The organism is uncultured Agrobacterium sp. (genome assembly GCA_913777615.1).
In the GTDB taxonomy this organism is placed as follows: Bacteria; Pseudomonadota; Alphaproteobacteria; order Rhizobiales; family Rhizobiaceae; genus Agrobacterium.
The window spans coordinates 284,424-299,089 of the sequence record CAJYTK010000011.1; the positions used below are offsets into that span (position 1 = coordinate 284,424).

The following is a 14,666-nucleotide window of genomic DNA, read 5'->3' on the forward strand; positions in this document are numbered from 1 at the left end:
ATCCGTCCCCGTCTACTTCTGCACCAATCGCTCAAATCGGTAAAAAAATCCACCCAACTATTTTCTATCCAATGCTTATATCTCTCGGCAGATGAAAGCTTGTTGTAGTCTGGCAACAGTGTGGCGCGTATAGATTAACTTTCGGGCATTAACCATGATAGCATGCGTCAATTTTCGCCATCTCCAAGTTGAACCGGAGAATTCACCCCAGGCTACCTGCCCGCGCAATGCTACGAAGACGATAATTCCTTGCTTTATAAAGGTAATGAACTTCTTTTTGCAAAATAATTTAATATGTCAATTGTTGATTTGACGTTAACTATTAATGACATTTATCTCTATTAAAGAGTACACCGAGTGAAGTGAATATCGCCCGGTTAAGCCAGCAAGGTGCCCTGTGGATACTTTAGAATTCCTGCATGTTGCGTGGACAAAATTTACCCAAAGCGTCGCAGACACTTGGGGTGACGGCATCGCGCAAATGCTTCAGTTGAGCAAAGATGAGCTGCTTCTCGCAGCGAGCGCGATCGTCACAGTGCAGCTGATGCTCATCGTTGTTCTTCTTTGGCGGCAGAAAAAGCTGCAGCATCTGACCGCAGACCTGAACGAAGAACTCTCTGCCACGGAAAAGGCGTTGATCAGGGAGCGGCTCTGGCGCAGAGCGGGCGGAAACAATCACACCACCATAAGCGAGGTGGAAATAGACGATATGCTGGTTTCTCTCGGATACGTCCATGACAAGAGCCGGACCAAGCAAGATGCATCCTGATCGGGCTGCTTAACGCATGTCGAGCAACACCTCACAGCGATTTATGTGGTGAGACAGGCAACCGAGGCGCGTGAGCGACGCTGAAAAATCGCGATCCGCGTCTGGCCGGAACCGCTAAAGATCAATGAATGATTTGATAGCGATTGCCCCATGTCAGATTACCGTCTTTCCAGGATCTCGGAATGAAGCCATCTTTCGGCCAGGGTGCCTCAGCAACCGCAAGCATCCAGTTCGACCCCGCGCGGGCGAGAACGACGCAGGAATATTCTCCTGCCTTGTCCGGCTTGAAGGTCGGCGTTTGCGGAACCATGAGATCGATACCGCTTTCACGCCAGATGTAGCTCACTTGCTCCGGCTGCGAGCTCCAGCGCCCCCCGGTGACGCTCAGAACGCCGTTCTCGGACCGCTTGATCTCAGGAACCTCCGTGCAGAGAAACGAACCGTCATTGGTGTAGATCGGCCCCATCACCTGACCACGCCTTGCATTGGAAGTCACCACCTGGGTGCCGAACGCACGGATGACGACAGGCTCTTTGCACTTCATGAAAATGTTTCGATAAACGGACCCCGACCAGGGCCGATCAGCGAAAAAGCCGATATCGCAGCCAGAAAGAATATTGTCATGGATGACCATACCTCCGCGCTGCGCGCCCGTGATGCCGTCAAGCACCATATCCTTATCCTTGAAGCCGGTGATCGCAACAGCTCGGCGGGCATTTTCAATGAAGCAATCATATAGATGATGGTCATGAAGATTAGAAAAACTGCCGACGCCATAGCCGAAAGAATAGTTGTTCATCTCGCCGGTCCGCATGAGGCAGCTACGGGTCATGGCATTATTGCCGATCGATGAGTAGGCGAAGTTATGCCCTTCCAACAGGCAGTATTCAGCTTTGTAATTTTCGGTCTCGGCGCACACCAGAGCGCCCTTGGCTGATTCAGTGTCCGTCGCGTAAGTGAAAATATTTCCTCTCAGCCAGACATCGCGACTGATGAAACGATCATCATTCTGATAGGCGAATTGACAACCATCGGCAACTTTTCCACTGCTCACCACAACCTTGCAATTCTCGATCAATGCACCGTTGACCCCGGTTGCATAAATCCCATCTCCGCCGACGCGTTCCACTGTGCATCCACGCATGATCAGGTTGAAAAGCTGGTTTTCAACCTTCAAAGACGGCGGATGGCGAGCACCGTGGAATCGAAACCCCTGTTCGGCGTCCGGCGCGTCCGACAGAGACACATCGATTATTTCGACATCTGAAAAGTCTTGATAGCGCAACCCTTGAATGAACGGTCCCTTAATGGACTGATGCGCGACCACATCCCCACGTACGCGCTTCTTCAGTATATCGGTCATGGCAGAAGCCTTCGAAAACAGGAGCTTGATCAGAACGGCTCGTGGTGGAGCGCGCTGCGTGGTCTTGCAGCAGAAAAGCTAGCGAGAGATTTGAAGCCGTGCTCTACTGCGCACGAAACGAAACGATAGTTCCGCCTTCATAGTGTCCGGAACCGGGTACGACCGGAGACAATGGCGACATATTGACCACGGGATGGCAGATATCGGTATACCGGCTGCCATCGCGTCCGCTGACGACGAGAACCGAACACTCCCGAACATAATAGGCCGTACGGGGTGCCGGGTGATAAGCAGAAGATTTACGCGGCAATTCGCGGTAATGGGGGTGCGAGGTCACCAGATCGGCGGCCGACGCCACGACTGTGCCTGCCAGACTGGTGAAAGCGAAAGCGACCAGCAGCTTGCGAAGTTGAATCTTCATTGCGAACTATCCTTAAAGGCCAGATGAGCACGAGGGGAATAACGTAATTGAAAAAGCGATATAACAATTCCAGCGTAAAGTCATGAAGGCCGTCATACCTCGGACGACATTCTGACTCCTGCAGAAAACCTCATTGCAATACCGTTGATGCAGTAACGAAGACCGGCTGGCTTGGGTCCATCACTGAAGACATAACCCAGATGACCGTCGCAGCGAGAGCAGCTTACTTCCCGTTGGGAACCAATGCTTGCTTCTGTCACCGCACCCGGAACAGCAGCGAGGAACGTTGGCCAACCAGACCCTGCGTCGAATTTACGGTGAGATGGAAATAATGGCGCGTCGCATGCAGCGCAGGCGAATACGCCGTTGCCGACCTCCGAAAGGAGAGCACTCGACCCGGGACTTTCCGTGGCCTTGTTGCGCATTACATCAAAAACATCCGGATCGAGACGTTGCCGCCACGCCTCTTCGGAAAGCTTTAAACGATCCGCTGCTGCAATGGCCGGGCTCGTGCTGCGCAGGACTATGCCGGCAGAGACGAAACCTGAAATGCCAAGAAGCAACTTGCGTCTGGTCGTCATCTTCCACCTGTTACGCACCAATTACGTCAATCTCTATCATCATTTTATGTAACAACAAAGAATTTAGGGACAACGGAGATAATGTGGTGACACGCTTCCTTCTTGTTTTTGCAGACTGTCCCAAGCAAGTCAGCTCAAGTCTTGCCAGCACGACATCTTATGACGAGCAGTTTACTCCGCCAATTTTCTCAGCGAGCGGCCCGACCATGATGGACGTCGCGGCTTTGGGTGTGGGATGAAGGCCGTCCGGTATCGCTTTCGCCAGCTCATTCTGAGACAGCGACATCCATCGGCTTCGATGATCTATGATCTCGACACCATTTGCCTTCGCCTGCCGGATATGGGCGTCGATGTAGAGGCTGAAATAGGGACGGGCCATTCCGGCCATTCCCGATACAGGGTTCATGATCTGCATGATGATCCTCGCATCTGGCAGACCGCGCCGAAGTGAAGAGAAAATGGCGCCGATCGTATCGCCGCTCGTTGAAACGGAGGTGAAGCGATTGAGAGCAGCATCGTTGGCGTAAAATTCGACAAGAACCACGTCCGGCTTCAGACGGATCACCTCTGAGGTATGCTCAAGTCCCCAGGACGATGGCGCACCACTTTTGGCAACCATTTCGACCGTAGCAGACCAGCCGAGACAGGCGGAAAGCTTTTCAGCCAGAGGACCTTGCCAGCCGCCTCGCGCTGTTAGGGAGGTGCCAAATGCGACAATCTTTAAGGGGTGTTTTTGGCTGTCGAAATTCTGCGCCGTCGCCGCTATCGTAACACTTCCAAACAAAACCAAGAATGACTGGTACAGACGCTTCATTTTGGAGATTGTTCTTTCAGCCCATCATGGGCGTTGGAGCAAAATTCCATCGGGCATCGATATGTCGAAATACAGGGGATGGGCTCTCCACCCCCTGCTTTGTCGTGATTACGCGCCCTTGCCGACGCCGGAATAGGTAAAGCCGTGCGCCTCAACTTCGGCTGCACGGTAGACATTGCGCAGATCGACCAAAACCGGGCTCTTCATCAGCGACTTCAAGCGGTCGAGATCCAATGCGCGGAACTGGTTCCATTCCGTTACCAGAACGACGACATCTGCGCCTTCAGCCGCCTGGTACGGGCCCTGGGCAAATTCGATATCTAGCATAGGCTTGGCATTTTCCATGCCCTCGGGATCGTAGCCAGAAACGATAGCGCCAGCATCCTTCAAGGTCTGGACAACAGCAATTGCCGGGCTGTCACGCATGTCGTCGGTGTTTGGCTTGAAGGTAAGACCGAGTACCGCAACCTTCTTGCCCCGCACATCGCCACCGACGGCTGCAATAACCTTGCGGCCCATGGCGCGCTTTCGGTTGTCGTTGATCGCAATCGTTGTTTCGATCAGTCGCACGGGCGCTTCATAGTCCTGAGCGGTCTTCGCCAGTGCCAGAGTGTCCTTGGGGAAGCAGGAGCCGCCGTAACCGGGACCGGCGTGGAGGAACTTCGAGCCGATACGACCATCCAGTCCAATACCGCGCGACACATCCTGAACATCGGCGCCCACCTTTTCACATAGATCGGCGATTTCGTTGATGAAGGTGATTTTCATCGCAAGGAAACCGTTCGCTGCATACTTGATCAATTCGGACGTACGACGCGAAGTGAACAGCAACGGAGACTGGTTGAGGTAAAGCGGACGGTAAACTTCGGTCATGACCGCCTTGGCGCGCTCATCGGAATGGCCAACGACGATACGATCGGGACGCTTGAAGTCGTCGATTGCGGCACCTTCGCGAAGGAATTCAGGATTGGACACCACAGCGAAATCTGCGCTTGGGTTTGCCTCGCGAACGATGCGCTCGACCTCGTCACCCGTACCCACAGGAACGGTCGACTTGGTCACGATTACCGTGAAGCCTTTAATCGACAGAGCGATCTCGCGGGCTGCTGCATAGACATAACCGAGGTCGGCGTGACCATCACCGCGACGTGACGGCGTACCGACGGCGATGAAGACGACATCCGCATCGGCAACGGCAGAGTCGAGCTCAGTAGTAAAGGAGAGGCGGCCTGCCTCCACATTCGTGGCAACCAGCGCATCGAGACCCGGCTCAAAGATTGGAATGGCGCCGTTGTTCAGAGCTTCGATCTTTTCCGCCGCCTTATCGACACAGATGACGTCATGTCCGAAATCTGCAAAGCAAGCGCCAGAAACAAGGCCCACATAACCCGATCCAACCATTACTATGCGCATATTATCCCCTCATATCGGCGAGTAAATCCAGTTAATTGAAATTCAATATCTTATTTCTTGTTTATTGCAACGCACAATATACATCTCGCTGTGAGTTATTGGCATGGTATTATGCTTGCTGTTTTTTAGAGAAACCAAATGTAACGCCAATCCGAAGTTGCGATGATTACATAGACGAATTTTAGCGTGATCGACTTGCAAAAGTAAAGTTGCGGCCTTCTCACGATCAACGAGTAGTATGCTTGCAGCACTGGGCATCTTAGGTTCAAATCAAGTATTCACATCAGTCCAATTCGGCTTGGAGCGGCGGTCAAATGATGTGTTGCGCGCGATTCCGGGATAAACGGTCGTCTCGGCGACTAGTGCGGTGCACCGCTGCCAATAGACGAAGATCAACTCTAGAACGAAAATACATAATTGTGTCAGCGACGTTATGTCGTGCGCCAGTCTCCAGCAACCAGTCCGACGTCTTTGCCAGGCTTGCATCCTGCCCTCCGCAGTGCCAGACAGAATTGGAAAGCTGGTAGGCATACAGAGGCGGAATCATGGATAGAACGGTTTACTTGAATGGCGCATGGGTTGCGGAAGGTGAGGCGAAAGTGTCGATCTTTGATCGCGGCTTCCTCTTCGCGGATGCCATTTACGAAGTGACGGCGGTCATTCAAGGCAAGCTTGTCGATTATCCGGGCCACGTAGCGCGACTGAAGCGTTCGCTTGGTGCGCTTGGTATCGCCATGCCGGTTGCAGAAGAGGTCTTGCTGGAACTGCACAAACAGATCGCACGACGCAACGGCGTCGAAGATGGGCTCATCTACCTGCAAATTTCCCGAGGCGTCCAGGATCGCGACTTCGTCTTCCCCGAAACGATGGAGCCGACCTTTGTCATGTTCACCCAGAAAAAGAAGGTGCTGGACAATCCGAAATGGAAGACGGGACTTTCCGTCAAGACCGTGGCTGAGGGCCGATGGTCCGACAGGCAGATCAAGACCGTGCAGCTTCTCTATTCGTCGCTTCGCAAGACAGAAGCCAACCGGGAAGGCTATGACGACGTGCTCTTCGTCGAAAACGGCCACATAACCGAGGCGAGCTCCGCAAATTTTCACATCGTCACGCAGGAAGGCGTTTTGGTCACGCGTGACTTGTCGAACGCGCTGCTGCATGGGATCACACGCGGCTCAATCCTCCATCTGGCCAGAGAGGCCGAACTCGTCGTAGAAGAGCGTGCCTTTACGCCGCAAGAGGCCAAATCCGCTTCGGAAGCGTTTGTGACCTCCGCGACCAGCTTTGTAACTCCGGTGGTTCGGCTTGATGGCGAGAAAATCGGCACGGGCGAAACGGGCCCGGTTAGCGGCAAACTGCTCGAAATCTATATCCATGAGCAGCTTGCTGCGGGCATTCCCGTCGCGAACTAGCCTATTCTTCAAAAGATCAAGCGCTCACACAGCTGATGCGTGCGTTGCTCGATTTGCGATGCTCACTGAAGGCCGCCGTGATTGCACGCAATGTCTCGCGCGCTTTGGCGTCGGTGAGCGAGGAGTGCAGCATGATCGATAGCGAGGGATTGGGCGGCAGACCGAGCGCTTGGCCTATCTCGATCATTTCGGGCGTTGCCAACCGGCAGGGGGAATGCCACCACCGCAAGGCCAGCGGAGAGCGCCGCGGTGACGGCGGACGTGCCTCCGCCGCTTGCCGAAAGGCTACTGCTTCACCGGGGGCCGAAGTTTGTGATACCGCTCGGCCTCCTCATCATCAGTGTGGGGTTCATGCTCTTGGTGTTGGTGATCAGCAGCGAGTATGCAAGTTGGGTGATTTTGCTGCTTGATTGCGCCTTGGCCGGCATCGGGCTGGGTCTCACCAATACGCCCGTCACCAACACGGCAACAACAGCAGTGCCACCGAAACGCAGCGGGATGGCCTCGGGCATGGATATGAGCGCCCGAATGATCTCGCTATCCATCAACGTTGCGCTGATGGGCCTGATCTTGTCGAGCAGCGTCTCCGGCTACGTCCTGGAGGCACTTCCCAAGGCACCCTCGGACGCCATGCTGGGGATCATTTCGGATTTGATATCGGCAGGAAACCTAGCCATCACCGAAAACCACGGCGTGTCCGTCGCGCTGGCGCAAGAGGCGCTAGCGCATGGCATCGGCAGGGTCACTCTTTACGGTGCGATGTCTGCGATGATCCTGGCCTTGGCTTCACAATCTTCGGAGATAGCCGCACGTCCGTTGAAAGCTAGCGGACCGGTCCAGTCGCCCGCCGATACTCTATCATTCGCGCGCGGCTGGTCACAAGCTCCACATGGTCGTCACTGAGCATGTGGAGGCAGACGCGCTTCGTCCAGGGACCATCGTTAAGAGTGAACAGATAGCGCCCGTTTCCAAGGGTGGTCAGTTTCATCCTTTGGCGAAGCGGGCCGATGCCCATAAGGAGCGTACCTGCGACAATCTCAAATTCCGCGCCTTCGTCTGAGCGCCAGCGTCCATCGAGCTTTGCCTGATCCTTTTCATCGGGCGCGATGGGCAGGAACCGTCGGGTCGCATGGCCGACCTCTCCCACGAGTGACGCGTCATCAGATCGAAGACGAATTGGCGATGACGCTGAGCGGGACGAGACCCATCCATCACCATCGTCATAGAGCGTTTCTTCCGCATCGAGAAAAATGCAGGTGCTGCCTTTGATCTCCAGCCACCAAGGCCCGGACTGAGTGACGTAGAGGCCGTCCGGCAAATACGTCGCGGGCTTTGGCAGCGGCAATCCCGTCAGCGCCGCCATGCTTTCGAGTGCAATCTTGAAACCGTTGGTGTCTTCACGATTGGAGAGCACGACACAGCCGGTACCATTCTGAGGATCGAGCAGAAAATAACTCTTGTATCCGGGATGCGATCCGCCATGGCCGACGAAGCGGCGGTTGCCGAGATGCGTCCAGCGCAGGCCAAGGCCGTATTCGCTGAACCTGCCATCGCCAAGCAGGCGGAAAGCAGAGAGTTGACCGAGTACGTCGGCGAACCCATGCTCGCCCTTCAACAGGCAACGCAGCCATGTGACCAGAGACCTGGCATTTCCGGCGAGACTGCCGGAGGCGGAGAGATGAAGGCCGGCGGCGGAAAGCTGCCAACCTGCTTTTGATTTCCAGTATCCCGGCGCAAGGCCGCGCACGGGATCGTTCCATACTTCGGGTGCGACGAGCGAAACGTCCAAGGGTGCCGCGATACGATCTCGGACGAAATCGTCAAAATGCAAACCCTTGCGCGCCAATGCTTCTTCGACCAGCCTGTATCCCGTGTTCGAATAGGAGACCTCGCTGCCCGCTAAAAAATTCAATCGCCTCTGGCGCGCCACATAAGCCAGAAGCGATCTCGCGTCGGTTGCGTTGTAAACAGACAGGCCAAGCAAGGAGAGACATTCGCGCACGTCCGGCAAGCCTGCGCTCATATCGAGCGCCTGCCCAACCGTCACGTCGCGCAGCGGAGGTTGAAGCTCCTCCATATGTTTCCCGAGAGGATCGTCAAGGCCGATCACGTCTGCATGGGAAAGCACCATGGCACAGAAGACATGTTTGGTCAGCGAAGCGTAGCGCACGACCGTCTCAGGTGAAAAAGGGGCGAACGTCGCGAGACTTTCAAGCCCACCCGAATGGGCGAAACGAATGCCTGAAAGATCGAAACCGACAATGCATCCTCCCGGCTCGTCCCTGCCCCAGCGAGAAACGAAATCCGCAGCGATTTTTGAAGCGGCACTCCAGTCCATCTCGTCGCTGCCCGTTAAGTTTGTCGCGCCTGCAATTCTGCCTGTTGTCGTTGGCATCGCTTTTACCCTCTTCCTGGTGCCGTGTAACGAACACCATTCTTGCATTGCTTTTGCCCCGTCCTCAGAGATAGAGCAGGACACGATGACATCAGTTGAAAGCGATCCCATGACCGACCAAACCGTCCTGCCTGTCTTCGATGGGCATAATGACGTTCTGCTTCGATTGAAACTCTCCGGTTATCAAAATCCGGAAGCGCGCTTCATCGAAGGCGACAGTATGGGACATATCGATCTTCCCAAGGCCAAAAAAGGCGGATTGGCCGGCGGACTTTGCGCCATCTACATTCCCTCGCCCCGCGGGACGGATGCCAATGGCGATTTACTGGCGCCGACTCAGCAGACGGCACTTGCCACGACACTCGCGATGGCTGGCCTGCTGTTTCGCGTCGAGGCGCAGTCGAAAGGCGGCTTGAAAGTGTGCCGTAGCGCTGCCGATATTCGGGGCGCGATTGGACACGATACCTTCGCCTCCGTCTTCCATATCGAAGGTGTCGAAGCGTTCGATGCCGACCTGGAGGCGCTTTATGTTCTTCACCAGGCTGGCCTGCGCACGCTCGGTCCCGTCTGGAGCAGACCAAACATCTTCGCCTATGGCGTTCCCTTCCGCTTCCCATCCTCCCCGGATATCGGCCCAGGGCTGACGGAAGCGGGACGACGTCTCGTCAAGACCTGTAACGAACTCAAGGTGATGATCGATCTGTCCCACATGAATGAGCAGGGATTTTGGGACATTGCCAAATTGTCCGATGCGCCGCTGGTCGCCTCCCACTCGAATGCCCACGCGCTGTGTAACCACAGCCGCAACCTGACCGACCGCCAGCTCGACGCCATTCGTGATACCGGGGGTCTGGTAGGGATCAATTTCGGCGTGCTCTTCCTACGTCAGGATGGCATCAAGAATCCGGATACCGACATTCGCGAACTGGTCCGTCATGTAGACTATATCGTCGAGCGGATCGGCATCGATCATGTGGCGCTGGGCTCCGATTTCGACGGAACCACCATTCCAGCCGCCATGCGCGACGCGTCGGATCTACAGCTGCTCATCGATGAGTTGCGTAAGGCAGGCTACGACCAGCCATCGCTCGAAAAAATCGGCCACGGAAACTGGCTAAGGGTATTGGAGCAAAGCTGGGGTGCTTGAACGAGTGTTCTAGCGCCAATTTTAGCCAATGATCATACTGTAGATAATCTCAAGAGTATTACGAATCTTCGTAATTGTGAAACCACAACGAATTACTGTCATAATCCTGTGTTTGGCACACAAAGCCCCGCTCACGTGGAATAGTAAATGACTGAGAAGAACGACGTTACGGCGATTGAAGAGGCTGAAGCCGGCCTTTCCGGTTTTTTCGAACGCTACAAACCCCATCTGACGTCGCTCGCCGTCATCGCTGTCTTCGTCATGATGACGGTAACGATATACCGCCTGACATCCGAGGTGCGCTATGATGACATCGTCATCGCCCTACTCGACACGAGCTGGAAGTCGGCGTTTCTGGCCGTTCTGTTCACCGCGCTGAGCTTTGCCGCGCTGATCTGCTATGATCTGAACGCGATAGAATTTATCGGCAAGCGTTTGAAAAAACCTTCGGTGATCGCCACAGCCTTCATCGCGTACGCCGTCGGCAATACCGCTGGTTTCGGTCCCTTGAGTGGTGGCGCGATCCGCTTTCGCGCCTACGCGCGCATGGGATTGACGCCAAGCGATATCGCACGCGTGATTGCCTTCGTCACCCTGTCCTTCGGCCTCGGACTTCTGTCCGTGAGCGCGCTTGCAACCTTGATCGTTGCGCCGCGCGTCGCCAGCATCATGGGCGTGGACGCAATCTGGCTTCGCGGTGCAGCAGTCATCGTCATCCTCGTTCTGGCGACGCTGATCTATGTCAGTCGCAACGGTCGCGTCGTTCAGATCAGACAACTCAAGCTTCGCCTTCCCGACAGCCGCACATCATCGCGCCAGTTTCTTGTCTCGGCTCTCGATATCGCAGCGTCGGCGTCCGTGCTCTATGTGCTGCTTCCCGAAACCAATGTCGGCTGGCCAAGCTTCTTTGCCATCTACGCCACCGCCGTAGGTCTCGGCGTCCTCAGCCACGTGCCGGCAGGTCTCGGCGTTTTCGAGGCGGTGATGGTCGCGGGTCTTGGCAACGCCATCAGCCTTGATCAGTTGCTGGGTGGCCTCGTCCTATATCGCATGATCTATCATGTGCTGCCGCTGCTCTTCGCCATCATCCTGATGCTGGTCACCGAGATGAAGCAGTTCGCCGCAAAGCCGGTGATGGCCGATATCGGCAATCTGGCCGGACGCCTGGCGCCATCGCTTCTTTCGGCCTTCGCCCTGATCCTCGGTGCGATGCTGATCTTCTCCTCTGTGACGCCGACACCGAACAGCAACCTGGATTTCCTGTCCAACTTCGTGCCGCTTCCCATTATCGAAGCCGCGCACTTTCTCTCCAGCATTCTGGGTCTTGGTCTCGTCGTTGCATCACGCGGCTTGAGCCAGCGGCTGGACGGCGCGTGGTGGGTGGCACTTGTGGCCGCGGCGGGCGGCCTGTTCCTTTCGCTGATCAAGGCGATTGCCATTTTCGAAGCGATCTTCCTTGGCATTTTCATCGTCGCGCTGGTCTTCAACATGCGCGCCTTTACCCGCCACGCCTCGCTTCTGCGCCAGGCGCTCGGACCCACATGGATTGCGGCGATGGCGGTGATCGTCGCCGGTGCCGCAACCATTCTGCTGTTCGTCTATCGAGACACGGATTACAGCCAGACATTGTGGTGGCAATTCGAGTTTTCCGAAGAGGCACCCCGCGGACTGCGCGCCGTTCTAGGCCTGGTCCTTGCATCCTCCACCATCGCCATCTTCAGCCTGTTGCGCCCCGTGACCTATCGGCCCGAGGAGATCAAGCCAGAGGATATCGAGAAAGCCACGGCAATCGTTGCCAAACAGGATGTGGCGGACGCCAATCTCGTGCGCATGGGCGACAAGCACATCATGTTCTCGGAAAAGGGCAATGCCTTCATCATGTATGGCATTCGGGGCCGATCCTGGATCGCGCTCGCCGATCCTGTCGGTGATGAAAGCGAGTTTTCCGATCTGATCTGGCAATTCGTCGAAACCGTGCGAGCCAGCGGCGGCCGGGCGGTCTTTTATCAGATCTCGTCCGTTTCGCTACCCTATTGCACCGATGCGGGCCTGCGTGCCTTCAAGCTCGGTGAGCTCGCCATGATCGACCTCAAGCGCTTTGAACTGAAAGGCGGCAAGCTTGCCAATCTTCGCCAGTCTCTTAGCCGTGGTGCCCGTGATGGGCTCAGCTTCTCCGTTGTCGATACGCCCGACGTCCCGGCGATCTACGACGAACTGAAGCATGTTTCCGACTCCTGGCTGGAGCATCACAATACCCGCGAAAAGACCTTCTCGCTCGGATCGTTCGAACGCGACTATGTACTTTCACAACCTGTCGCGGTGCTGCACAAGGACGGCAAGATCACCGCTTTCGCCAATATTCTGATGACCGACACCAAAAGCGAGGTGACGGTCGATCTGATGCGCTTTGCGCCCGATGCCCCGCGCGGCTCCATGGATTTCCTTTTTGTCAGCATCATCGAACATATGCGCGAGCAGGGTTACTCCCATTTCAATCTGGGCATGGCGCCGCTATCCGGCATGTCCAAGCGCGACGCGGCTCCCGTCTGGGATCGCATCGGCGGCACTCTGTTCGAGCACGGCGAACGCTTTTACAACTTCAAGGGATTGCGCGCCTTCAAGTCTAAATTTCATCCCAAATGGGAGCCACGATATGTTGCCGTCTCGAACGGCACCAGCGCCGCTCTGGCATTGATGGACGCAACGGTTCTCATCAGCGGTGGCGTGAGAGGAGTGATCGGTAAATGAGATTTTTGAAACGCCTCACAGGCGCATTGCTCACAGCGGCAGTTCTACTGCCCACTCAGGCGCCGGCGCAGGACGCTCAAAAATATGAGACGGGCATGATCCCGTCCGATCATATTCTGCTGCCCGATGGCGACATCACCTCCACCATCTTTCTGGTGTCGGGCGCGAATGGCTGGGATGAGAACACGCAGAAGGAGGCAGACGCCCTTCTCGAAAAAGGTGCGGCCGTCGTCGGCATCGATTTCCCGGAATATATCAAATCGCTCGAGGCAGATGAAGACGATTGCGTCTATATGATCTCCGACATCGAGCAACTGGCGCAGGAAATCCAGCGCAAGGCGGGCGTATCGAACTACAGCCTTCCCATTCTGGCAGGCGCAGGTGATGGCGGCGCGCTGGTGCTGGCGATGATCGCACAGAGCCCGGCCGCAACCATTGGCGAGGGCGTGGCCGTCGACCCAGTGGCCAGCATTCCGCTGAAAAAGATCCTTTGCACCCCTGCCACCAAGGATAAGGACGGCGAGCGCACGATCTATGGGCTGACGGATGGTCCGCTTCCGGCGCCCGTCAGCGTGCTTTTCACGCCCAGTGCCGATCAAAAGGGCCGTGCGCATGTCGACAGCCTCGTGAAGGATCACGAGGACATCGACGTCAAGGACGTGAAGGACGATGCCACGACCGCTCTCGTGCGGACGCTGCAGGACCGCGTAGACGCAGCCGGAAACTCAGACAGCCCACTTGGACTGCCACTCACCATTCTCGAAGCCAAGCCCTCTCTGGATACGATGGCGATAGTTTATTCCGGCGATGGCGGCTGGCGCGATATCGACAAGGACGTCGGTGACTTTCTTCAGCAAGACGGCATACCCGTGGTCGGCGTCGACTCGCTTCGCTACTTCTGGTCACAGAAGAAGCCTCAAGACGTCGCCGACGACCTTGCGCGAATTATTGATACCTATCGGAAAGAGTGGAAAGTCAACAACGTCATTTTGATCGGCTACTCCTTCGGCGCGGACATCCTGCCCGCCACCTACAATCAATTGCCCGAGAAGGAGAAGTCTCGCGTGGTGCAGATGAGCCTCCTGTCGCTCTCCCACGAAGTCTCCTATGAGATTTCCGTTGGCGGATGGCTTGGCGTGTCGTCCGATGGCGCCGAAGATCCCGTCAACGATATTGCAAAGATCAACCCCAAGATTGTTCAGTGCGTCTACGGCACGGAAGATGACGAAAGCGCCTGCCCTGCTCTGAAGGACAAGGGGATCGAACTGATCGGCATAGAAGGCGGCCACCACTTCGACGAGGATTACGAAGCTCTGACCCGCAAGATCGTTGCTTCACTGAAACAGCGGCTGCAAAAATAACGCGCGCGCAATTGCTGTCGACATGTTGAATACAGTGTGCAGCCTTTGTATTGCTTGAGATAGCTCCAGCCCGAGATTCGAAATCGATTTTCGGGAACTCAGGGTGCGTAGATCCAAAAGACGCTCGAAGCCATGCCGCACCAAGCAGATGAGTTGTTTGCAAAACGCATGGACGTGACAATGACCTGAGGCGTATGCGCTGTCTCATTGATGGTGACGCGCATTCAGGCAAAGCAACCGAA

The 14,666-nt window shown here is 55.8% G+C and carries 13 protein-coding genes; 6 read left to right on the top strand and 7 right to left on the bottom strand.

The features are described 5' to 3' along the window. Window positions 1-397 precede the first annotated feature (397 nt). A complete protein-coding gene (locus tag QZ862_RS10395; protein WP_296099624.1) occupies window positions 398-769 on the top strand; it encodes a hypothetical protein in 372 nt (123 codons plus the stop codon). Window positions 770-890: 121 nt separating this feature from the next. Here QZ862_RS10395 and QZ862_RS10400 read toward each other — a convergent pair whose 3' ends face one another. The 5 genes from QZ862_RS10400 to QZ862_RS10420 form a co-directional block, all read right to left on the bottom strand. Further along, a complete protein-coding gene (locus QZ862_RS10400) occupies window positions 891-2,096 on the bottom strand; it encodes a right-handed parallel beta-helix repeat-containing protein (protein ID WP_296099626.1) in 1,206 nt (401 codons plus the stop codon). Window positions 2,097-2,235: 139 nt separating this feature from the next. Continuing rightward, window positions 2,236-2,553 (bottom strand): hypothetical protein, encoded by a 318-nt coding sequence (locus QZ862_RS10405; RefSeq protein ID WP_296099628.1) that lies wholly within the window; start codon window positions 2,551-2,553, stop codon window positions 2,236-2,238. A 92-nt stretch (window positions 2,554-2,645) separates the two neighbouring features. Next, window positions 2,646-3,134: a peptide-methionine (R)-S-oxide reductase MsrB gene (msrB, locus tag QZ862_RS10410; protein WP_296099629.1), complete on the bottom strand. Its 489-nt coding sequence runs from the start codon at window positions 3,132-3,134 to the stop codon at window positions 2,646-2,648. A 157-nt stretch (window positions 3,135-3,291) separates the two neighbouring features. Continuing rightward, window positions 3,292-3,948 carry an SGNH/GDSL hydrolase family protein gene (locus QZ862_RS10415; protein WP_296099630.1) on the bottom strand — a complete coding sequence of 219 codons (657 nt, stop codon included), beginning with the start codon at window positions 3,946-3,948 and terminating at the stop codon, window positions 3,292-3,294. A gap of 108 nt (window positions 3,949-4,056) precedes the next feature. Further along, window positions 4,057-5,361 carry a UDP-glucose/GDP-mannose dehydrogenase family protein gene (locus QZ862_RS10420; RefSeq protein WP_296085205.1) on the bottom strand — a complete coding sequence of 435 codons (1,305 nt, stop codon included), beginning with the start codon at window positions 5,359-5,361 and terminating at the stop codon, window positions 4,057-4,059. A gap of 545 nt (window positions 5,362-5,906) precedes the next feature. Between QZ862_RS10420 and QZ862_RS10425 the strand changes: the two genes are divergently transcribed. Further along, window positions 5,907-6,773, top strand: a complete 867-nt coding sequence (locus QZ862_RS10425) for a D-amino-acid transaminase (RefSeq protein WP_296099633.1) — start codon at window positions 5,907-5,909, stop codon at window positions 6,771-6,773. Between the two features lie 16 nt (window positions 6,774-6,789). Here the strand turns inward: QZ862_RS10425 and QZ862_RS10430 are convergent, their stop codons facing one another. Beyond that, complete coding sequence (locus tag QZ862_RS10430) at window positions 6,790-6,960, bottom strand: hypothetical protein (protein ID WP_296099636.1); 171 nt, start codon at window positions 6,958-6,960, stop codon at window positions 6,790-6,792. A gap of 62 nt (window positions 6,961-7,022) precedes the next feature. Between QZ862_RS10430 and QZ862_RS10435 the strand changes: the two genes are divergently transcribed. Continuing rightward, window positions 7,023-7,676 carry an MFS transporter gene (locus QZ862_RS10435; protein WP_296099639.1) on the top strand — a complete coding sequence of 218 codons (654 nt, stop codon included), beginning with the start codon at window positions 7,023-7,025 and terminating at the stop codon, window positions 7,674-7,676. On the opposite strand, the gene QZ862_RS10440 is transcribed toward QZ862_RS10435, so the two are convergent. Next, window positions 7,597-9,168: a serine hydrolase domain-containing protein gene (locus tag QZ862_RS10440; protein ID WP_296099642.1), complete on the bottom strand. Its 1,572-nt coding sequence runs from the start codon at window positions 9,166-9,168 to the stop codon at window positions 7,597-7,599. The two genes, QZ862_RS10435 and QZ862_RS10440, sit on opposite strands and share 80 nt — an antisense overlap. Before the next feature lie 109 nt (window positions 9,169-9,277). Between QZ862_RS10440 and QZ862_RS10445 the strand changes: the two genes are divergently transcribed. The 3 genes from QZ862_RS10445 to QZ862_RS10455 all read left to right on the top strand — a co-directional run bounded on the left by QZ862_RS10445 (window position 9,278) and on the right by QZ862_RS10455 (window position 14,424). Continuing rightward, entirely contained in the window at window positions 9,278-10,315 is a 1,038-nt protein-coding gene (locus QZ862_RS10445) for a dipeptidase (RefSeq protein ID WP_296099890.1), read from the top strand. A gap of 147 nt (window positions 10,316-10,462) precedes the next feature. Continuing rightward, window positions 10,463-13,063, top strand: a complete 2,601-nt coding sequence (mprF, locus tag QZ862_RS10450; protein ID WP_296099644.1) for a bifunctional lysylphosphatidylglycerol flippase/synthetase MprF — start codon at window positions 10,463-10,465, stop codon at window positions 13,061-13,063. Then, window positions 13,060-14,424, top strand: a complete 1,365-nt coding sequence (locus tag QZ862_RS10455) for an AcvB/VirJ family lysyl-phosphatidylglycerol hydrolase (protein WP_296099645.1) — start codon at window positions 13,060-13,062, stop codon at window positions 14,422-14,424. Before mprF ends, QZ862_RS10455 begins: the two co-directional genes overlap by 4 nt. Window positions 14,425-14,666: the final 242 nt, after the last annotated feature.